We start from the raw sequence: 20,171 nt of genomic DNA, 5'->3' as shown, positions 1-20,171 counted from the left end.
AATTTTGTATGTTTCGCGGGCAAAAACATGCCCCCTGGGTTGAGGGGGCATGAGCACTCACATTTAGATTGACTGGGTAAACGTTCGAGAAATCACGTCCTGCTGCTGTTCCCGCGTCAGCGCATTAAACCGCACCGCATAGCCTGAAACGCGTATCGTCAGGTTCGGGTAATTCTCCGGATGCGCAATGGCATCGAGGAGCATCTCCCGGTTCATCACGTTAACGTTCAGGTGCTGCCCGCCCTCGATAGACGCTTCGTGATGGAAGTACCCGTCCAGCAGCCCCACCAGGTTGGTTTTGCGCACCAGCTCGTCCTTGCCCAGCGCCTGCGGCAAGATAGAGAAGGTGTAGGAGATCCCGTCTTTGGCATAGGTGAACGGCAGCTTGGCGACCGACGTTAACGAGGCCACCGCCCCTTTCCTGTCGCGCCCGTGCATCGGGTTTGCGCCTGGGGCAAACGGCGTGCCGCCGCGTCGTCCGTCCGGCGTGTTCCCGGTCTTCTGGCCGTAAACCACGTTAGAAGTGATGGTCAGGATCGACTGGGTCGGCACCGCGTTGCGGTAGGTTGGCAGCGCCTGAATTTTCTTCATAAAGCGCTCCACCAGGTCGCAGGCAATGCTGTCCACACGGTCGTCGTTGTTGCCGTACTGCGGATAGTCCCCTTCAATCACGAAATCGACCGCCAGGCCGGTATGGTCGCGCACCGGCTTCACCGTAGCGTATTTAATCGCCGACAGGGAATCCGCTGCCACCGACAGCCCGGCAATGCCGCAGGCCATGGTGCGATAGACATCCCGGTCGTGCAGCGCCATCAGCGAGGCTTCGTAGCTGTACTTATCATGCATGTAGTGAATGAGATTCAGGGCGCTGATGTACTGCACCGCCAGCCAGTCCATAAAGTGATCGAGACTCGCCATCACGGTGTCGTAATCCAGCACGTCGTCCAGCAGCGGCTCGGTTTTTGGCCCGACCTGGATCTTCAGCTTTTCGTCCACCCCACCGTTGATCGCGTACAGCAGCGTTTTGGCAAGGTTGGCGCGCGCGCCAAAGAACTGCATCTGCTTGCCGATCACCATCGGGCTGACGCAGCAAGCAATGGCGTAGTCGTCGCTGTTGAAGTCCGCACGCATCAGATCGTCGTTCTCATACTGCAGCGAAGAGGTGACGATCGACACCTGCGCGGCGTATTTCTTGAACGCAATCGGCAGTTGTTCAGACCAGAGGATCGTCAGGTTCGGCTCCGGCGCAGGCCCCATGGTGTGAAGGGTATGCAGATAGCGGAAGCTATTTTTGGTCACCAGCGTGCGCCCGTCCAGCCCCATGCCGCCGATCACTTCCGTCGCCCAGATCGGATCGCCGGAGAAGAGCGTGTCGAACTCCGGCGTGCGCAGGAAGCGCACCATGCGGATCTTCATGATGAAGTGGTCGATCAGCTCCTGCGCCTGCACCTCATTCAGGCGTCCCGCCTGCATGTCGCGTTCGATGTAGATATCGAGGAACGAGGCCGTGCGCCCCAGCGACATGGCTCCGCCGTTCTGGGATTTCACCGCCGCCAGGTAGGCAAAATAGACCCACTGCACCGCTTCCTGAGCGCCCATAGCCGGGCGCGAGATATCAAAGCCATAGTTGGCCGCCATCTGCTGGATCTGCAGCAGCGCGCGCCTGTGCTCCGCCAGCTCTTCACGCAGGCGGATCGTCGCCTCCAGATCTTCACCGCGCTCCAGCCTGCCCTGCAGATCGGCAAACTGAAGTTCGCGCTCGCGCACCAGATAAGCGATCCCGTACAGCGCCACGCGGCGATAATCGCCGATGATGCGTCCGCGCCCGTAGCCGTCCGGCAGCCCGGTCAGCACGCCGGATTTACGGCAGCGCATCATTTCCGGGGAGTAGACGTCAAACACTCCCTGGTTGTGGGTTTTGCGCAGGTCGGTAAACAGGTATTCGAACTGCGGATCCATCTCCCGGCCATAGGCTTCGAACGAGCTGCGGATCATGTTGATCCCACCGTACGGGTGCAGCGCACGCTTGAGAGGCTTATCGGTTTGCAGGCCGACGATCGTCTCCAGATCCTGGTCGATGTAGCCAGGCCCGTGGGCCGTAATGGTGGTGGCAATGTTGGTGTCGAAATCTACCGGGGCGTGGGTGGCATTCTCCTGGCGAATGCCGACCATTACCTTCTGCCACAGCGCCGTCGTTGCAGGCGTCGCCTGCGCGAGGAAAGCTTCATCGCCTTCATAAGGGGTGTAGTTATGCTGAATAAAATCGCGGACGTTGACGGCGTTTTTCCATTCTTCACCGCGAAACCCGGCCCATGCGTCGCTGTAGGGTGCGACGCCCGTATCGATTGTTACATTCATGTGATTCTCGCTTTATCAGGCGTAAGCCGCGGCCGGGGTAACCTTCCCAAGACGGAGGGCGTCCAGCGCGATCATTTTTTCTTCGTTGGTAGGGATAACCGCGCAGGCCACGCGGGACGATTCGGTGGAGATCACGCGCTCACCCGCGCTGCCCGGCAGGGCATTTTTAGCGTCGTCGAGGTTGATGCCGAAGACTTTCAGATGTTCCACCACCAGCGCGCGAATCAGCGTTGAGTTTTCGCCAATGCCGCCGGTAAAGACCACACCATCCAGGCGGTGCAGCGACGCCGCGTGCCCGGCGATATGTCGCGCAATGCGGTGAACAAAGGTATGGATAGCCAGCTGCGCCCGCTCATTGCCTTCGTGCCAGGCTTTCTCCAGCGCGCGTAAATCGGAGGAGATGCCGGAGATCCCAAGCAATCCCGACTCTTTATTGACCACGCGCTCCAGATCCTCGAACGACTGGCCGGTCTGCTGGGCAATCCACGCCATCGCGCCGAAGTCCACATCGCCGCAGCGCGTCCCCATTACCAGCCCTTCCAGCGGCGTCATCCCCATCGAGGTGTCGACGCTTTCGCCGTTGCGCACCGCGCAGATGGACGCCCCGTTGCCGAGATGGGCAATCACAAGGCCGCTGTCATCGGGGGACAGCTCGAGAAGCGTATGCGCCTGCGCGGCCACGTAGCGGTGAGAGGTGCCGTGGAAGCCGTAGCGGCGCACGCCCAGCGCTTCAAAATAACGATACGGCAATCCGTACAGATACGCCTGAGGCGGCAGCGTCTGGTGGAAGCTGGTATCAAATACCGCTACCTGCTGCACGCCCGGGAACAGATGTTGTGCAGCTTCCACGCCGCTCAGGTTGGCGTAGTTATGCAGCGGCGCCAGCGGTGAGACCTGGCGGATCTGCTCAATCACCTCTTCCGTGATCAGGGTCGACTCGCTGAAAAGATTGCCCCCGTGAGCAATGCGATGGCCAATTAAGGCCACGCTGCTCATCAGGTTACGCTTCTCCAGCTCCAGGGCGATGGCAGCCAGCGCCCCTTCGTAGTCCTGGTGAGCCAGTCTGGCCGGCGCACCCCCGTTCACGGAAATAAAGGCCTTCTCGGTGTTGATCCCGTCTGCGATGCCCGTCATCAGGGCATCGCAGCTGCTGGCATCGAGCACCGAAAACTTAACAGAGGACGATCCGCAGTTAATAACCAGTACAGCCGGAAACTCAATCATCATGTGACTCCGCTCTTCCTGAGCAATGGTTTAGAACAGTTTGTAAACGATATTCAGAATGGTCAGCAGGCCGACCGCGGTAACGAAGGCGTTCTCGGTACGCCCTTTGTATTTTGCCAGCGCCGGTGCTTTGCGGATGGCATACATCGGCAGCAGGCACAGCAGAGAGGCGATGATTGGCGCCCCCATGGCTTCAATAAGGTCGAGAATGTTCGGGTTGGCGTAGGCCACAACCCAGGTGGAGCCCATGATGAACACCATGCTGATGGTGTTCAGTTTGCCAACAGAGACTTTCTTCTTGTCGCCCTTGTAGCCGAACTTGAGTATCAGACCATTCAGACCTTCCAGCGTGCCCAGATAGTGCCCGAAGAAGGATTTGAAGATAGCAACCAGCGCGATGATGGAGGCACCGTATTCCAGTACCGTCGCAAACGTCGATTTGGTGCCAGACATTGACGCAAAGTGGTTCGCCAGGTAAGAGAGCACCGGAATGTTCTGCGCCTTAGCGTCCGCCATGTTCTGCGGAGAGAGCGTAAACAGGCAGCTAAAGGCGAAGAACATCACCACGGCCACCATCAGCAGGCTGGCGCGACCGATGATTTTGGAACATTTCTGCTCGGTGAACGCTTTCCCGAACTCCGGCTCGTACTCTTCGCGCTTGGAGACCACAAACGAGGAGACGATAGGCGAGAAGTTGAAGGAGAAGACCATGATGGAGATACCCAGCCACACGGTGACCAGAATGCCGTCATGGCCGGTGAAGGCGATATCACTCAGGTTGACCTGGTCAATCACCGCCGAGTTCCAGTAAGGGATCAGCGACAGGGAAATCAGCACCAGGCTGGCAATAAACGGGAACACCAGGAAGCTCATTACCTTCACCATCAGGTCTTTACCAAACCAGATAACAAAGGCCATCATCAGCAGCAGGAACAGCGCCACCACGCCGCGGTTCAACGCAGGCAGCTGGAGCTGGTTTTCCCAGAAGGTCATAAAGGTGTTGGTAATGGTGACACCGTAAATCCACAGTAGCGGGCAAATGGCGAAGAAGTAGAGGAACGTGATCACCACCCCACCGGTTTTACCGAAATGCTCTTCTACCGTTTCGGTGATGTTGCCGGAGACATTGCTGCCGGACAGGCAGAGGCGCGCCAGCGCGCGGTGACAGTAAAACGCTATCGGGAACGCGAGAACCAGCATCAGCAGGATAGGGATTAATCCGCCAAAGCCCGCGCGGATGGGGAAGAACAGCACGCCTGCGCCAATGGCGGTACCAAACAGGCCAAGCGTCCAGGTGGTATCAGACTTACGCCAGGAGGACGTTTTTGTCTGGCCAACGATAATGCTTTCTGTGTTGCTCATAGGTCACCTTTATGCGTCAACGAAGCCGGTAATTTGGGAAACACGGGAGAGATCGATATTGCCGCCGGAAATAATGCAGACGGTTTTACGACCCTGAATATAGTGATCAAGCTTGCCGCTTAATAACGCGGCACAGGCCAGCGCGCCGGCACCTTCCGTCACCACTTTATTTCGCTGAATAAGCGCGATCATGCTGTCGCGAATGTTGTCTTCGCTCACCAGCACAATGTCATCGACCAGTTCACGAACGATCTCAAAGGTTAATTTCCCCGGGCGAGAGACATCGCAGCCGTCGGCTAACGTGCCGGTAACGCGATGGTTGGTTATTTCTCCGGCATGCCAGGAGGCCGCCATTCCGTGCACGTTTTCAGACTGTACGCCGATGATATTAATGGTGGGATTGATGGATTTAATTGCCGTTGCAATCCCGGCAATGAGTCCACCGCCGCCGATAGGCACAATGACGTTATCCACGTCATATAAATCTTCAAGAATTTCCAGACCGATGGTGCCCTGCCCGGCGATGACTTTTGCATCGTCGTAAGGGGGAATAAAAATACGCCCTTCCATCTCGACGATTTCGCTGACTTTGGCGATGGTGTCGTTGAAGTTCTCGCCGTGCAGCACGACTTCCGCCGAGTAGTCGCGCGTCGCGGCCACTTTAGACTTCGGCGCCCCCATCGGCATCACCACTTTGCCGTCGATGCCAAGCATGGCGCAGGAGAGAGACACCCCCTGCGCGTGGTTCCCCGCGGAGCAGGCGACAACGCCTTTACGTTTTTCAGCGTCGGTCAGTGAGCTTAATTTGTTAAACGCGCCGCGGATCTTAAACGAGCCGGTACGCTGCATGTTCTCGAACTTCAGGAATATTTCGCCCTTACAGCGTTCGCTGAGATAATTCGAGCGCGGCATACCGGTTTTATATATTTTTCCTGCCAGTCGTTTTCTGGCGTCCTGAATATCTTCAATAGTTACAGGGAGATCGTAGGTAATATGCATAATATCCTCGTTATAATAATTCATTCTTTTTCAGGCAAAGTCAGGGGGTCAGCGCGTTAACACGTTAACGCACTGGGTGTTTTAAAATAGATACTAATTATTCATCGTCGTCTTTCGATATTCATCGACGAATATTGTTTTGCCAGCTCAACTAATACTGACGCCGATTTTTTAATCCTGTAATTTTTTGACCACACGGCGGCATAACGCGCCACGGGTAATTCATCTTCCACAGGCAGCACAATAAACTGGTCGGAACCGAATGGCGCAATCATGTCGCGGGGAATCACCGTCAGATAATCGGCATTCAGGACAAGGTTATAAATGGTGACGACCGAATCGGTCTGGACGATGCTTTCGATGCTGATGTGGTTGTCTTGCAGGGTAGTCAGAAGTTCTTTGTAGTAGCCCATATCGGTTTGCGGCATCACCCACTGCTCATGCGTGAGCGATGCCAGTGTCGTCGGGCCGGTGCACGTTCGCGTTTTACTGGCGACCAGCACAAATTCAGACTCAAACAGCGGTTCGACGTGCAAATCCTGAAGCAACATTTCATCGCTCAGGGTGCCAATAGCGAAATCCAGACGACCGTCGCGAATGGCCGGAAGGAAAGATGAGAGCTGGGCTTCATACATCGAGACGCGTGCTTTCGGGAACACTTCCTTGAATTTTTTGATCATCTCAGACAGGAAGGTAAAGCCGATTAGCGACGGGTAACCAAAGGAGACGTCCATAACGGTGCTGAAGCTCAGGCTGTTAATTTCACTCACCATGTTTTTCATTTCGCGGGTGATCGACTCTGAGTACGAGAGCAGAACCTGGCCCGCGGCAGTGAGTTTTACGCCGGTGTTTTTACGCACCATCACTTCCACGCCGAAGTAGGACTCAATATCGCTGATGATTTTGCTGACTGCAGGTTGCGTCAGGCCCAGCTGCCTTGCTGCAGAACCTATGGAGCCACTTTTAATGACTTCCTGAAATACCACGAGGTGCTGTGTTTTCGGTAGAATAATAGTGTTCATAATATTCTGCGCTTATTTCCCTATGACGGGGTGAATTCTACTCAATAATGTTTAAAGGGGTATGTGCTGTTACTCACAATTTGCTTTCCCGGCTCTTTATCCCACACACCAAAAACAAAATAAAATCTTTATATTTCATTAACATATAACGATATAAATATGCCACTACGCTGACATTGATCAATAAAAATAGCGGTAATAAATTAATTTTATGGCGATAACCCGGATAAATTTTACCGTCCGGAAAAAATCAATAAAGACGATATTTCAGGCAATTAAAGGACAATAAATAACCGCTATTTGTTTGAAACATTCTTTCAATTTATCAAGTTTTTCTAACGCGAATTTTCAGGCTTGCGGAAAAGAGTGGAATACGTCACATATTCACGGGAGAAATGTATTTAATTTCAATATATGCATATCAAACAAGAAAAATTTTGCGATCATTAAGATAACAATATTAACAAATTACCAATACTGTAAATCTTCTGTTTTTTAGCGTGAAATTTTGTGATGACGATCGTCAACAGATGCAGGAGCGATACTGAAGGAGCAAAAACAGTGAAATGTGCTTAATGTCGCAAATATGAGAATTGATGTCGTTTGTTCGGTTGCCGGGCGGCGCAGCGCTTACCCGACCAGCAACATTCAGAAAGCAAAAACCCCGCCGAAGCGGGGTTTTTTAAGAAGTGAAACTGACCGATAAGCCGGGTTCTGTCGTGGACAGTCATTCATCTAGGCCAGCAATCGCTCACTGGCTCAAGCAGCCTACCCGGGTTCAGTACGGGCCGTACCATGTGAACCCCTATTTGGCCTTGCTCCGGGTGGAGTTTACCGTGCCACGGACTGTTACCAGCCGCGCGGTGCGCTCTTACCGCACCCTTTCACCCTTACCTGATCCCGCTTGCGCGGGCCATCGGCGGTTTGCTCTCTGTTGCACTGGTCGTGGGTTTCCCCCCCAGGCGTTACCTGGCACCCTGCCCTATGGAGCCCGGACTTTCCTCCCCTCCGCCCGTCTCCCCCGAAAGGGACGACGACGAAGCGGCGACTGTCTGGTCAGCTTCGGCGCGCAGTATAGAGGGTTTGCGCGCCGCTGTCACCCTCAGGTATGGGAAAGCCGTGATTAACGCGCCACTTCCACCTTCGCCAGTTTTTCGTAATAGCATGCAATCGCGCTGTGATCTGCCGTGCCCAGACCATCGGCACGCAGCGCCTGCATCATCTCCATAACTGCTGCGGTCAGCGGCAGCTGTGCGCCCACGCCGTGTGACGTATCCAGCGCGTTCGCCAGATCTTTAATGTGCAGGTCGATGCGGAATCCCGGCTTGAAATTACGATCCATCACCATCGGCGCTTTGGCATCCAGTACGGTGCTGCCCGCCAGACCGCCGCGAATGGCCTGATAGACAAGGTCCGGATTGACGCCCGCTTTGGTTGCCAGCGTCAGCGCTTCAGACATGGCGGCAATGTTGAGTGCCACAATCACCTGGTTTGCCAGCTTGGTCACGTTACCCGCCCCAATCTCTCCGGTGTGTACCACGGAGCCCGCCATCGCTTTCATCAGGTCGTAGTATCTATCGAAAACGGCTTTATCACCGCCGACCATCACCGACAACGTGCCGTCGATCGCTTTCGGCTCACCGCCGCTGACCGGCGCATCCAGCATATCGACACCCTTTGCCTTTAGCGCCTCGCTGATTTCACGGCTTGCAAGCGGTGCGATAGAGCTCATATCGATCAGCACCAGGCCAGGCTTCGCGCCGTAGATAATGCCGTTTTCACCCAGCGCAACCTCTTTGACATGCGGGGAGTTAGGCAGCATGGTGATGATGACATCGCACTGCTCGGCAATGGCTTTCGCGGTGGTGGCTGTTTCTGCGCCAGCCGCTATCACCTCAGCCACGGCCTGTGGATTATGATCGGAGACCACCAGCGAGTAACCTGCTTTGATGAGGTTCTTACTCATTGGTTTACCCATGATCCCCAGGCCAATAAAACCCACTTTCAGCGTCATAATCTGTTTCCTCAATGATGGTTATTTTTTAAAAGCGTCCGCTAATTTCTGCGTGGCCGAGCGGAATACGCCGAGGTCGCTGCCGACGGCAACAAACGTGGCTCCCCACTCCAGATAGCGACGGGCGTCAGCCTCAACCGGTGCCAGAATGCCGCACGGTTTGCCGTGTGCTTTAGCGCAGGCAAAAATGTGCTGGATCGCGCGCTGCACGTCAGGGTGGCTGGCATTACCCAGATGGCCAAAGGCGGCAGCCAGATCGCTTGGGCCAACGAAGATACCGTCCACGCCATTGGTGCCTGCAATCGCATCGACGTTATCAACGCCCTGCTGGCTCTCAATCTGAACCAGAATGGTGATGTTGCTGTTGGACTGCGCGAAGTAGTCCGGCACGGTGCCAAACATATTGGCGCGATGCGAAATGGAAACGCCGCGGATCCCTTCTGGCGGATAGCGCGTAGAGGCTACGGCCAGTGCCGCTTGTTCTTCCGTCTCCACAAACGGGATCAGGAAGTTATAGAAGCCGATATCCAGCAGGCGCTTGATAATCACCGGCTCGTTGGTGGGGACACGCACTACAGGGGCGCTGTGGCTGCCTTTAAGCGCCATCAGCTGCGGAATAAAGGTGCTGATATCGTTCGGCGCATGTTCGCCGTCCAGCACCAGCCAGTCGAAACCAGCCAGGCCCAGCACTTCGGTGCTGATAGGATTTGCCAGCGCGGACCAGCAGCCAATCTGAATCTGGTGTGCCGCGAGGGCCGCTTTAAATTTATTCGGGAAGATATCGTTACTCATCGTATTTACCTTTTTAATTCCGCAGCCTTTTTCAGCATCATTTTATTTATTCAGACACCGCGCCAGCATGATATTTATTATTCTGCCGTATTCTGGCGTGATAAAAACGTCATTCAGTATAAGGCGCAATCCGCGACCGCACATTGTTTTAATGCTCAGGTATTACGGTATATTTTGATAAAAATTTTTGCATATGCACAAAGCACTGGGCGCTAATGCACAGAATCAAGGATTACGGGTTCTGAAGCGATCGGGATCACATTTTGCTATTCATTCTACTGACATGCTTTATTTCTGAAAGCCGCGTATTTATTTCTACCATTAGAAAAATGGCTGAATTTATTATCAGACTTTTTGCTGGAGAATACTGAACAATGGCCGACATTGAAATTCGACAGGCACCGCCGACGGCGTTTTATATAAAAGTGCACGACGCCGATAACGTGGCGATTATCGTCAACGACAATGGCTTAAAAGCGGGAACCCGCTTTCCGGACGGGCTGGAACTGATTGAGCATGTTCCGCAGGGACATAAAGTCGCCCTGGCGGATATTCCTGCTAACAGCGAAATCGTACGTTACGGTGAAGTCATCGGCTATGCCGTTCGATCTATACCTCAGGGTAGCTGGGTTGAGGAGTCGCTGGTGGCGCTTCCGGAAGCGCCGCCGCTGAATACGCTGCCCCTGGCAACCCGCGTGCCGGAACCGCTTCCTCCGCTGGAAGGCTATACCTTTGAAGGCTACCGCAACGCGGACGGCAGCGTCGGCACTAAAAATCTGCTCGGCATTACCACCAGCGTGCACTGCGTGGCGGGCGTAGTGGATTACGTGGTGAAAATCATCGAACGCGATCTGCTGCCGAAATACCCGAACGTCGACGGCGTGGTTGGCCTGAACCACCTCTACGGCTGCGGCGTGGCGATTAACGCCCCCGCTGCCGTAGTGCCTATCCGTACCATCCACAATATCGCCCTGAACCCCAACTTTGGCGGCGAGGTGATGGTCATTGGCCTCGGCTGTGAAAAATTGCAGCCAGAACGCCTGCTGCAGGGGACCGAGGATGTCAAAGCCATCCCGGCAGACGAGGCCAGCATCGTGCGCCTGCAGGACGAACGCCACGTGGGTTTCCGCTCAATGGTCGACGATATTTTGCAGGTAGCAGAACGCCATCTGGACAAGCTCAACCGCCGCCAGCGCGAAACGTGCCCGGCGTCGGAGCTGGTTGTGGGCACCCAGTGCGGCGGCAGCGATGCCTTCTCCGGCGTGACGGCCAATCCGGCGGTGGGCTTTGCATCCGATCTGCTTGTTCGCTGCGGCGCCACGGTGATGTTCTCCGAGGTGACCGAAGTGCGTGACGCCATCCATCTGCTGACGCCGCGCGCCGTTAATAAAGAGGTCGGCAAGCGACTGCTTGAGGAGATGGCCTGGTACGATAACTATCTCGATATGGGCAAAACCGACCGCAGCGCCAACCCGTCTCCAGGCAACAAGAAAGGCGGCCTGGCAAACGTGGTGGAAAAAGCCCTTGGTTCGATTGCCAAATCCGGGCAGAGCGCGATTGTGGAAGTGCTCTCTCCGGGCCAGCGCCCGACGAAACGCGGCCTGATTTACGCGGCAACGCCGGCCAGCGATTTCGTTTGCGGCACGCAGCAGGTCGCGTCCGGCATTACGGTGCAGGTCTTTACCACCGGGCGCGGCACGCCGTACGGCCTGATGGCGGTACCGGTGATCAAGATGGCGACACGCACCGAGCTGGCAAACCGCTGGTATGACTTAATGGATATCAACGCGGGCACTATCGCCACCGGGGAAGAGAGCATTGAGGACGTGGGCTGGAAACTGTTCCACTTCATTCTGGATGTCGCCAGCGGGCGGAAGAAAACCTTCTCGGATCAATGGGGATTACATAATCAGCTGGCGGTGTTCAACCCGGCACCGGTGACGTGATTCATATTCCCAACCGCACCGAACGGTCCCCTCTCCCCTATGGGGAGAGGGTTAGGAAGAGGGGAAGGCCCCTTAAACCAGCACCACCTCAATCCCGCTTTTTCGGAGCCCTTCCAGACTCTCCGCCGGAATGCCTTCATCGACAATAATCATATCAATCCTTTGCGTATCAATGATTTTATGCAGACTTGAGCGGTTAAATTTGCTGGAGTCCGTGACAACGATAATACGCTCCGCCACCTCGCACATTTTGCGGTTAAGGCGGGCTTCGTCTTCGTTATGCGTACTTACGCCGCGGTCGAGATCGATGGCGTCAACGCCGAGGAACAGCAGGTCAAAATGGTAATTCTGTAGCGACTGTTCTGCCTGGTCACCGTAGAAGGATTGCGACTGACGGCGCAGGTGCCCGCCGGTCATCAGCAATTCCACCCCTTCCGCTTCCAGCAACGCATTCGCCACGTTCATCCCGTTGGTCATCGCAATCACGTCCGTGTGCTGGCGCAGCATGCGGGCGATTTCATACGTCGTGGTGCCGGAGTCCAGAATAATACGGTGCCCGGGTTTGACCAGCGCGGCAGCGGCCTGCGCGATACTGCGCTTCACCGCCGTATTCAGCGAGCTTTTATCCTCCACGGAAGGCTCAGCGCCCGGTACATTGCCTTCGCAAATCAAAGCCCCGCCGTAAGCGCGAACGGCAATACCCTGCTTCTCCAGAAACGCCAGGTCGTTGCGGATCGTCACCGTCGATACGCCGTACAGATGAGACAGATCGTTAACCTGCACGCTTCCCTGCGCCCGCAACCGCTGAATGATCTGCTCTCGCCTTTCACTGGTGCCGGTGATGCGCTTTTCCGCGGATGAATCGGTGCTGCTCATACGAGCTCCTTAATAAATAGCCTTTCGTTTCATTTCGTTTTGCCTATTAAGGCCTTTCTTTTTCGGGAATGCAAGTCCCGCCTTACGTACAGACGCAAGCCAACACTGCGCTGAAACCTTTCATTATGTTTCTTTTGTGAAACAGATCGGAAAACTATTATCTTTCGTTTTATTTTTATATCACCATGATGCAGGATTAAATGAAACAAAACGAAAGACAAGTATCATTGCCATCCGAAATGGAGAGGAAAGTGAAACATCTGACAGAAATGGTGGAACAACATAAACGAGGGAATTCGAACGGGATCTATGCCGTCTGCTCCGCACATCCGCTGGTACTTGAAGCTGCAATTCGTTACGCGCATTCGCATCAGACGCCGCTGCTGATCGAGGCGACCTCCAACCAGGTGGATCAATTTGGCGGCTATACCGGCATGACGCCTGCGGATTTTCACGCGTTTGTCTGCCGGCTGGCCGAGTCGCTCGGTTTTCCGACATCACAGCTGATACTCGGCGGCGATCATCTGGGCCCTAACCGCTGGCAAAATCTCCCTGCGGAACAGGCGATGGCAAATGCCGACGATCTGATCAAAAGCTATGTTTCCGCCGGATTCAAAAAGATCCACCTGGACTGCAGCATGTCCTGCGAGGACGACCCGGTTCCCCTGACCGACGCGATCGTCGCCGGACGCGCCGCACGCCTGGCGAATATTGCCGAAGCGACCTGTCGCGAGCAGTTTGGTGAATCCGATCTGGTCTACGTTATCGGCACGGAAGTGCCGGTTCCCGGTGGCGCGCACGAGACGCTCACCGAACTTGCCGTCACCACGCCGGACGCGGCCCGCGCCACGCTTGAAGCGCACCGCCACGCGTTCGAAAAGGAAGGCTTAAGCGACATCTGGCCGCGCATTATTGGCCTGGTGGTCCAGCCTGGCGTGGAGTTCGACCACGCGCACGTCTGCGACTATCAGCCGCAGAAAGCCGTTGCCCTGAGCAAAATGGTTGAAGCTTACGACACGCTGGTGTTTGAAGCGCACTCCACCGACTACCAGACGCCGCAGGCGCTGCGCCAGCTGGTTAACGATCACTTTGCCATTCTGAAAGTTGGCCCCGCCCTGACCTTCGCCCTGCGCGAGGCGCTGTTTTCGCTGGCCGCCATTGAAGAGGAGCTGCTGCCGGCAAAAGCCAGCTCCGGCCTGCGTCACGTGCTGGAAAACGTCATGCTCGACCGTCCGGAATACTGGCAAAGCCATTACCACGGTGACGGCAACGCGCGTCGCCTGGCGCGCGGCTACAGCTACTCAGACCGCGTGCGCTACTACTGGCCGGACAGCCAAATTGACGACGCCTTTGCACGGCTGGTGCGTAACCTGGCAGACGAGCCTGTTCCTCTGCCGCTGATCAGCCAGTACCTGCCGCTGCAGTACAGCAAAGTTCGCGAGGGCGCTCTCAAGTCAACGCCACGGGAACTCATCATCGACCACATTCAAGACATACTCCAGCAGTACCACGCCGCCTGCGAAGGCGTAACGACTCAAAACGCATAATTAAAAAAGAGGAAAACGCTATGCCAAACATTGTTTTATGCCGCATCGACGAACGCCTGATCCACGGTCAGGTGGGCGTGCAGTGGGTGGGGTTTGCGGGGGCAAACCTGGTGCTGGTCGCTAACGATGAGGTCGCTGAGGATCCGGTTCAACAGAACCTGATGGAAATGGTGCTCGCAGAAGGGATCGCCGTGCGCTTCTGGTCGCTGCAAAAGGTGATCGACAACATTCACCGCGCCGCTGACCGCCAGAAAATCCTGCTGGTCTGCAAATCACCCGCCGATTTTCTGAAGCTGGTCGAGGGCGGCGTGCCCATCACCCGTATCAACGTCGGAAACATGCACTACGCCAGTGGCAAACAACAAATTGCCAAAACGGTCTCTGTCGACGCGAACGATATTGACGCGTTCAACGGCCTGAAAGCGGCCGGTGTGGAATGCTTCGTTCAGGGCGTTCCAACAGAAACTGCTTTGGATCTCTTTAAACTGCTCTGAGGGATTCACAATGGAAATCAGTCTGTTGCAGGCGATTGGGTTGGGCATACTCGCCTTTATCGCCGGTCTGGATATGTTTAACGGGTTAACGCACATGCACCGCCCGGTGGTGCTCGGGCCGCTGGTCGGCCTGATTCTGGGCGATCTGCACACCGGCATTTTGACCGGCGGTACGTTAGAGCTGGTCTGGATGGGGCTGGCCCCGCTCGCCGGTGCCCAGCCGCCTAACGTCATTATCGGCACCATCGTGGGGACCGCGTTTGCCATCAGCACCGGCGTGAAGCCAGAAGTCGCGGTTGGCGTCGCCGTGCCGTTTGCCGTTGCGGTACAGATGGGGATTACGTTCCTCTTCTCGGTGATGTCCGGCGTCATGTCGCGCTGCGATCGCATGGCGGCCAATGCAGACACCAACGGCATTGAACGGGTTAACTATCTTGCGCTGCTGGCGCTCGGCATCTTCTATTTTCTGTGCGCGTTCCTGCCAATCTACTTCGGTGCGGAACATGCGAAAACCGCCATTGACGTTCTGCCAGCGCGTCTGATTGACGGCCTCGGCGTCGCGGGCGGCATCATGCCAGCCATCGGCTTCGCCGTGCTGCTGAAGATCATGATGAAAAACGTGTACATCCCTTACTTCATTATTGGTTTTGTCGCCGCCGCCTGGCTCAAGCTTCCGGTGCTGGCGATTGCGGCGGCCGCGCTGGCCATGGCGCTGATCGACCTGATGCGTAAATCACCTGAACCGACGGCTCCCGCCGCTCAGAAAGAGGAATTCGAAGATGGCATCTAACCACACCACCCTGCCGGGCGTGTCTGAAAGCGAAGAGACGCTGCTGACCGGCGTGAATGAAAACGTCTACGAAGACCAGAACATCGGTGCCGAGCTGACGAAAAAGGATATCAACCGCGTGGCCTGGCGTTCTATGCTGCTGCAGGCCTCGTTTAACTACGAACGTATGCAGGCCTCCGGCTGGCTGTACGGGCTGCTGCCCGCGTTGAAAAAGATCCACACCAACAAGCGGGACCTGGCGCGGGCGATGAAAGGCCATATGGGCTTCTTTAACACCCACCCGTTCCTGGTGACCTTTGTTATCGGCATCATTCTGGCGATGGAGCGATCCAAGCAGGATGTGAACAGCATCCAGAGCACCAAAATTGCCGTCGGCGCGCCGCTTGGCGGTATTGGCGACGCCATGTTCTGGCTGACCCTGCTGCCCATCTGCGGCGGTATTGGTGCCAGCCTGGCGCTGCAAGGGTCGATTCTGGGCGCGGTGGTCTTTATCGTGCTGTTTAACGTGGTACACCTCGGCCTGCGCTTTGGCCTGGCGCACTACGCTTACCGGATGGGCGTCGCGGCCATTCCGCTGATTAAAGCCAACACTAAAAAGGTCGGCCACGCGGCGTCTATCGTCGGGATGACGGTGATCGGCGCGCTGGTGGCAACCTACGTCCGCCTCAATACCACGCTCGAAATCAAGGCGGGTGATGCGGTCGTTAAACTGCAGGCCGACGTCATCGACAAGCTGATGCCCGCGTTCCTGCCGCTGGTCTACACCCTGACCATGTTCTGGCTGGTACGCCGCGGCTGGAGCCCGCTGCGGCTGATCGGTATCACCGTGCTGCTGGGCGTTGTCGGTAAATTCTGTCACTTCCTGTAAAAGCAAAGAGGTTGCGATGTTAGGCATTATTTTGACGGGTCACGGCGGTTTTGCCAGCGGACTTGAGCAGGCGATGAAGCAGATCTTGGGCGAACAGCCGCAGTTTATTGCCATCGATTTTCCGGAAACCTCCACCACCGCGCGGCTGACCGCTCAGCTTGAGCAGGCAGTGAGTGAACTCGATGCAGAGCACGATATTGTGTTTCTCACCGACCTGCTCGGCGGCACGCCTTTTCGCGTGGCATCGACGCTCGCCATGCAACGGCCGGGCAGTGAAGTCATCACCGGCACCAACCTGCAGCTGCTGCTGGAGATGGTGCTGGAGCGCGACGGATTAAGCAGCGAGGCGTTTCGTCTGCAGGCGCTGGAGTGCGGGCACCGCGGCCTGACGAGCCTGGTCGACGAGCTGGGGCGCTGCCGTGAGGAAGCTCCGGCTGAGGAAGGGATATGAGCCAGCTGCTGCGCGCGCGACGGATCCTGACCGAACAGGGCTGGCTGGACGACCACCAGCTACGTATAGAAAGCGGCGCGGTTGCGGCGATTGAACCCATCCCGGCGGGCGTTACGGCGCGCGATGCGGAGCTGCTTTGCCCGGCGTATATCGATACGCACGTCCACGGCGGCGCGGGCGTGGACGTCATGGATGATGCGCCTGACGTGCTGGACACTCTGGCGATGCATAAAGCGCGTGAAGGCGTGGGCGCATTTCTGCCCACCACCGTGACCGCGCCGATGGAAGCCATCCACAGCGCACTGATGCGTATCGCCCGGCGCAGTCAGTCCGGCGGACCCGGCGCGCAGATCCTGGGCAGTTATCTGGAAGGACCGTACTTTACGCCCCAGAACAAAGGGGCGCATCCGCCCGAGCTATTCCGGGAACTGGATATCGCCGAGCTGGACAGATTGATTGACGTTTCACAGAGCACGCTACGCGTGGTGGCGCTCGCGCCGGAAAAACCCGGCGCGCTGCAGGCGATTCATCATCTTAAACAGCGCGGTATCCGCGTCATGCTGGGCCACAGCGCTGCTACGTACCGGCAAACTCTCGCCGCGTTTGATGCGGGTGCCGACGGGCTGGTGCACTGCTACAACGGTATGACGGGTTTGCACCACAGAGAGCCCGGCATGGTCGGCGCAGGGCTGACGGACAAACGGGCGTGGCTGGAGCTGATTGCCGACGGCCACCACGTCCATCCGGGAGCGATGCGTTTATGCTGCTGCTGCGCTCAGGATCGCGTGGTGCTGATTACCGATGCCATGCAGGCGGCAGGTATGCCGGACGGTCGGTATACCCTGTGCGGTGAAGAGGTCACGATGCAAAACGGCGTGGTTCGAACCGGCTCCGGCGGGCTGGCGGGCAGCACGCTGTCGCTGGATGCCGCGGTCAGGAATATGGTGGAGTACGCGGGCGTCACCGCCGAAGACGCTATCCATATGGCCTCGCTGCACCCTGCCCGGCTGCTGGGCGTTGACGATCAGCTTGGATCCTTAGCCCCGGGCAAACGCGCCAATATTATTGCGTTGGACGGAGGTTTACACCTCCAGCGGATCTGGATTCAGGGCCAGGCTCTCCCCCTTTAGCCCTTTCATTGTGTCTCCTTTTGGCTTTACGGCCTGAAACCGTAAGGCCTTTCTTTTCCTTTCCTTAAATTTTCCCTTTCCTTTCACGATCACACTTTTCGTTTTATTTCTTTTCTTTCATTGAAGTTTCGATTTCTTTTCTATAGATTTTATTTAACTGCTTAAGTGAACAAGTGAAACGAAACGAAAGATAGCGACACGATTGCCAGCGTCTGATGTGGAATTCACACGACTAAGGACTGAGTTATGCAACAAACCACTACCGCCACCACAACCGGCACCTGGACCGAGGAAGAGATCCGCCAGCAGCCTGCCAGCTGGATCCGCTCGCTCAACAACATCGATAACCTGCGTGCTTCGATCGACAGTTTCCTGACGCCGCTGCTGCGCAAGCGCGATCTGCGGATCGTCCTGACCGGCGCGGGCACGTCCGCCTTTATCGGCGATATCATTGCGCCATGGCTTTCAAGCCACACCGGGAAAAACTTCACCGCCGTCCCGACAACCGATCTGGTCACGAACCCGATGGACTACTTCAGCCCTGGGCACCCGCTGCTGCTGGTTTCGTTTGCCCGCTCCGGCAACAGTCCGGAAAGCGTCGCGGCCGTTGAGCTGGCAAACCAGTTCGTGCCGGAGTGCTATCACCTGTCCATTACCTGCAACGAGGCGGGGAGCCTGTACCAGAACGCCGTCGACAGCGATAACGCCTTTGCCCTGCTGATGCCTGCCGAAACGCACGATCGCGGGTTCGCGATGACCAGCAGCATCACCACCATGATGGCGAGCTGTCTGGCCGTGTTCGCCCCGGAAACGATCAATACCCACACCTTCGGCGACGTCGCCGATCGCTGTCAGGCGATCCTCGCCTCGCTCGGGGATTTCAGCCACGGCGTCTTTGGCAGCGAACCGTGGAAACGGATAGTGTATCTGGGAAGCGGCGGCCTGCAGGGCGCGGCGCGCGAATCGGCGCTGAAGGTGCTGGAGCTGACGGCGGGCAAGCTGGCGGCATTTTACGACTCCCCTACGGGCTTCCGTCACGGGCCGAAGTCGCTGGTAGACAATGAAACGCTGGTGGTGGTGTTCATCTCCAGCCATCCATATACGCGTCAGTACGATCTGGATCTGCTGGCCGAGCTGCGCCGCGATCGCCAGGCCCTGCGCGTCGTCGCCATCGCCGCTGAAAACGATCCGGTCATTGAAGCGGGTCCGCACATTCTGCTGCCGCCTTCACGTCCGTTTATCGATATGGAACAGGCGTTCTGCTTCCTGATGTATGCCCAGGTCTTTGCGCTCACCCAGTCGCTTAGCGCAGGCATTACGCCCGATACGCCATCGGCCAGCGGGACGGTCAACCGCGTGGTGCAGGGCGTCGTTATTCATCCGTGGCAGGCTTAAGAGGATCTGATTATGAGTATTATCTCGACGAAATATCTTCTGCAGGACGCGCAGGCAAAAGGCTACGCCGTTCCGGCGTTCAACATCCACAACGCGGAGACGATCCAGGCGATCCTCGAAGCGTGCAGCGAAATGCGATCGCCGGTGATCCTAGCGGGCACGCCGGGCACCTTTAAGCATATTGCGCTGGAAGAGATCTACGCCCTGTGCAGCGCCTACTCCCACACCTACGACATGCCGCTGGCGCTGCACCTCGATCACCACGAATCACTGGACGATATTCGCCGCAAGGTCAACGCGGGCGTGCGCAGCGCGATGATCGACGGCAGCCACTACCCGTTTGAACAAAACGTGAAGCTGGTGAAGTCGGTGGTCGATTTCTGCCACCTCAACGACTGCAGCGTCGAGGCCGAGCTGGGCCGTCTGGGCGGCATGGAAGATGACATGAGCGTGGACGCGGAAAGCGCATTCCTCACCGATCCGCAGGAGGCGAAACGCTTCGTCGAACTGACCGGCGTAGACAGCCTCGCCGTCGCCATCGGCACCGCCCACGGCCTGTATACCAAGCGCCCGAAAATCGACTTCCAGCGGCTGGCAGAAATCCGCGAAGTGGTCACCGTGCCGCTGGTGCTGCACGGCGCGAGCGATGTGCCGGATGAGTTTGTTCGCCGCACCATCGAGCTGGGCGTGTGCAAAGTCAACGTGGCGACCGAGCTGAAAATTGCTTTCTCTGACGCGGTTAAGGCCTGGTTTGCCGAAAACCCGCAGGGCAACGATCCGCGCTTCTATATGCGGGTCGGCATGGACGCCATGAAAGAGGTGGTCAGAAGCAAGATCGCCGTTTGCGGATCGGCAAACCGATTGCTGCTTCCGGCAGAAGCCTGATTAAAAAGGAGCTTACGC

The 20,171-nt window shown here is 56.7% G+C and carries 17 protein-coding genes and 1 other RNA gene; 9 read left to right on the top strand and 9 right to left on the bottom strand.

Features of this window, described 5'->3' with window-relative positions; genetic code table 11:
- Window positions 1-63 precede the first annotated feature (63 nt).
- The 8 genes from pflB to garL form a co-directional block, all read right to left on the bottom strand.
- Window positions 64-2,358 carry a formate C-acetyltransferase gene (gene pflB, locus AC4IBF_RS02870; protein ID WP_491463141.1) on the bottom strand — a complete coding sequence of 765 codons (2,295 nt, stop codon included), beginning with the start codon at window positions 2,356-2,358 and terminating at the stop codon, window positions 64-66.
- A gap of 15 nt (window positions 2,359-2,373) precedes the next feature.
- Window positions 2,374-3,582: a propionate kinase gene (gene tdcD / locus AC4IBF_RS02865; RefSeq protein ID WP_252093510.1), complete on the bottom strand. Its 1,209-nt coding sequence runs from the start codon at window positions 3,580-3,582 to the stop codon at window positions 2,374-2,376.
- A gap of 30 nt (window positions 3,583-3,612) precedes the next feature.
- Window positions 3,613-4,944 (bottom strand): threonine/serine transporter TdcC, encoded by a 1,332-nt coding sequence (gene tdcC / locus AC4IBF_RS02860; protein WP_252093493.1) that lies wholly within the window; start codon window positions 4,942-4,944, stop codon window positions 3,613-3,615.
- Between the two features lie 9 nt (window positions 4,945-4,953).
- A complete protein-coding gene (tdcB, locus tag AC4IBF_RS02855; protein ID WP_133295183.1) occupies window positions 4,954-5,943 on the bottom strand; it encodes a bifunctional threonine ammonia-lyase/L-serine ammonia-lyase TdcB in 990 nt (329 codons plus the stop codon).
- 101 nt (window positions 5,944-6,044) lie between these two features.
- Window positions 6,045-6,965 (bottom strand): transcriptional regulator TdcA, encoded by a 921-nt coding sequence (gene tdcA, locus AC4IBF_RS02850; RefSeq protein WP_325848652.1) that lies wholly within the window; start codon window positions 6,963-6,965, stop codon window positions 6,045-6,047.
- Window positions 6,966-7,652: 687 nt separating this feature from the next.
- An RNA gene (gene rnpB, locus AC4IBF_RS02845) (RNase P RNA component class A) lies at window positions 7,653-8,029 on the bottom strand.
- 59 nt (window positions 8,030-8,088) lie between these two features.
- A complete protein-coding gene (gene garR, locus AC4IBF_RS02840; RefSeq protein WP_133295184.1) occupies window positions 8,089-8,979 on the bottom strand; it encodes a 2-hydroxy-3-oxopropionate reductase in 891 nt (296 codons plus the stop codon).
- A gap of 21 nt (window positions 8,980-9,000) precedes the next feature.
- The gene (gene garL, locus AC4IBF_RS02835) at window positions 9,001-9,771 is read right to left on the bottom strand and encodes a 2-dehydro-3-deoxyglucarate aldolase (RefSeq protein WP_325848653.1); all 771 of its coding nucleotides are present in this window, start codon (window positions 9,769-9,771) and stop codon (window positions 9,001-9,003) included.
- Between the two features lie 374 nt (window positions 9,772-10,145).
- On the opposite strand from garL, the gene garD reads away from it, so the two are divergent.
- Window positions 10,146-11,717, top strand: coding sequence for a galactarate dehydratase (gene garD, locus AC4IBF_RS02830; protein ID WP_143345577.1), 1,572 nt, complete (start codon window positions 10,146-10,148; stop codon window positions 11,715-11,717).
- A gap of 72 nt (window positions 11,718-11,789) precedes the next feature.
- Here the strand turns inward: garD and AC4IBF_RS02825 are convergent, their stop codons facing one another.
- A complete protein-coding gene (locus tag AC4IBF_RS02825; RefSeq protein ID WP_133295187.1) occupies window positions 11,790-12,593 on the bottom strand; it encodes a DeoR family transcriptional regulator in 804 nt (267 codons plus the stop codon).
- Between the two features lie 251 nt (window positions 12,594-12,844).
- Here AC4IBF_RS02825 and kbaZ point away from each other — a divergent pair, with 251 nt between their 5' ends.
- The 8 genes from kbaZ (at window position 12,845) to kbaY (ending at window position 20,153) form a co-directional block, all read left to right on the top strand.
- Entirely contained in the window at window positions 12,845-14,140 is a 1,296-nt protein-coding gene (gene kbaZ, locus AC4IBF_RS02820) for a tagatose-bisphosphate aldolase subunit KbaZ (RefSeq protein WP_172621925.1), read from the top strand.
- Window positions 14,141-14,160: 20 nt separating this feature from the next.
- On the top strand, window positions 14,161-14,634 hold the full coding sequence (gene agaV / locus AC4IBF_RS02815; RefSeq protein WP_023309307.1) for a PTS N-acetylgalactosamine transporter subunit IIB: 474 nt from the start codon (window positions 14,161-14,163) through the stop codon (window positions 14,632-14,634).
- Between the two features lie 10 nt (window positions 14,635-14,644).
- Entirely contained in the window at window positions 14,645-15,424 is a 780-nt protein-coding gene (gene agaW / locus AC4IBF_RS02810) for a PTS N-acetylgalactosamine transporter subunit IIC (RefSeq protein WP_136195041.1), read from the top strand.
- Window positions 15,414-16,292 (top strand): PTS N-acetylgalactosamine transporter subunit IID, encoded by an 879-nt coding sequence (gene agaE / locus AC4IBF_RS02805; protein ID WP_045355422.1) that lies wholly within the window; start codon window positions 15,414-15,416, stop codon window positions 16,290-16,292. Before agaW ends, agaE begins: the two co-directional genes overlap by 11 nt.
- A 16-nt stretch (window positions 16,293-16,308) precedes the next feature.
- The gene (gene agaF / locus AC4IBF_RS02800) at window positions 16,309-16,743 is read left to right on the top strand and encodes a PTS galactosamine/N-acetylgalactosamine transporter subunit IIA (protein ID WP_045355421.1); all 435 of its coding nucleotides are present in this window, start codon (window positions 16,309-16,311) and stop codon (window positions 16,741-16,743) included.
- The gene (gene nagA, locus AC4IBF_RS02795) at window positions 16,740-17,873 is read left to right on the top strand and encodes an N-acetylglucosamine-6-phosphate deacetylase (RefSeq protein ID WP_133295188.1); all 1,134 of its coding nucleotides are present in this window, start codon (window positions 16,740-16,742) and stop codon (window positions 17,871-17,873) included. Before agaF ends, nagA begins: the two co-directional genes overlap by 4 nt.
- A 246-nt stretch (window positions 17,874-18,119) precedes the next feature.
- Entirely contained in the window at window positions 18,120-19,268 is a 1,149-nt protein-coding gene (locus AC4IBF_RS02790) for an SIS domain-containing protein (RefSeq protein ID WP_133295189.1), read from the top strand.
- 12 nt (window positions 19,269-19,280) lie between these two features.
- On the top strand, window positions 19,281-20,153 hold the full coding sequence (gene kbaY, locus AC4IBF_RS02785) for a tagatose-bisphosphate aldolase subunit KbaY (RefSeq protein WP_023309313.1): 873 nt from the start codon (window positions 19,281-19,283) through the stop codon (window positions 20,151-20,153).
- The last annotated feature ends 18 nt before the right edge of the window (window positions 20,154-20,171 follow it).

The organism is Enterobacter sp. Taxon_8 (assembly GCF_058354585.1).
The sequence above is the reverse complement of the archived record's forward strand: the minus strand, read 5'-3'. Positions and strand labels throughout refer to the sequence as shown.

Excerpts from the sequence above, each read along its gene's own strand:
- pflB (WP_491463141.1), bottom strand. The coding sequence starts at position 2,358 with ATGAATGTAACAATCGATACGGGCGTCGCACCCTACAGCGACGCATGG.
- tdcD (WP_252093510.1), bottom strand. The coding sequence starts at position 3,582 with ATGATTGAGTTTCCGGCTGTACTGGTTATTAACTGCGGATCGTCCTCT.
- tdcC (WP_252093493.1), bottom strand. The coding sequence starts at position 4,944 with ATGAGCAACACAGAAAGCATTATCGTTGGCCAGACAAAAACGTCCTCC.
- tdcB (WP_133295183.1), bottom strand. The coding sequence starts at position 5,943 with ATGCATATTACCTACGATCTCCCTGTAACTATTGAAGATATTCAGGAC.
- tdcA (WP_325848652.1), bottom strand. The coding sequence starts at position 6,965 with ATGAACACTATTATTCTACCGAAAACACAGCACCTCGTGGTATTTCAG.
- garR (WP_133295184.1), bottom strand. The coding sequence starts at position 8,979 with ATGACGCTGAAAGTGGGTTTTATTGGCCTGGGGATCATGGGTAAACCA.
- garL (WP_325848653.1), bottom strand. The coding sequence starts at position 9,771 with ATGAGTAACGATATCTTCCCGAATAAATTTAAAGCGGCCCTCGCGGCA.
- garD (WP_143345577.1), top strand. The coding sequence starts at position 10,146 with ATGGCCGACATTGAAATTCGACAGGCACCGCCGACGGCGTTTTATATA.
- AC4IBF_RS02825 (WP_133295187.1), bottom strand. The coding sequence starts at position 12,593 with ATGAGCAGCACCGATTCATCCGCGGAAAAGCGCATCACCGGCACCAGT.
- agaV (WP_023309307.1), top strand. The coding sequence starts at position 14,161 with ATGCCAAACATTGTTTTATGCCGCATCGACGAACGCCTGATCCACGGT.
- agaW (WP_136195041.1), top strand. The coding sequence starts at position 14,645 with ATGGAAATCAGTCTGTTGCAGGCGATTGGGTTGGGCATACTCGCCTTT.
- agaE (WP_045355422.1), top strand. The coding sequence starts at position 15,414 with ATGGCATCTAACCACACCACCCTGCCGGGCGTGTCTGAAAGCGAAGAG.
- agaF (WP_045355421.1), top strand. The coding sequence starts at position 16,309 with ATGTTAGGCATTATTTTGACGGGTCACGGCGGTTTTGCCAGCGGACTT.
- nagA (WP_133295188.1), top strand. The coding sequence starts at position 16,740 with ATGAGCCAGCTGCTGCGCGCGCGACGGATCCTGACCGAACAGGGCTGG.
- AC4IBF_RS02790 (WP_133295189.1), top strand. The coding sequence starts at position 18,120 with ATGCAACAAACCACTACCGCCACCACAACCGGCACCTGGACCGAGGAA.
- kbaY (WP_023309313.1), top strand. The coding sequence starts at position 19,281 with ATGAGTATTATCTCGACGAAATATCTTCTGCAGGACGCGCAGGCAAAA.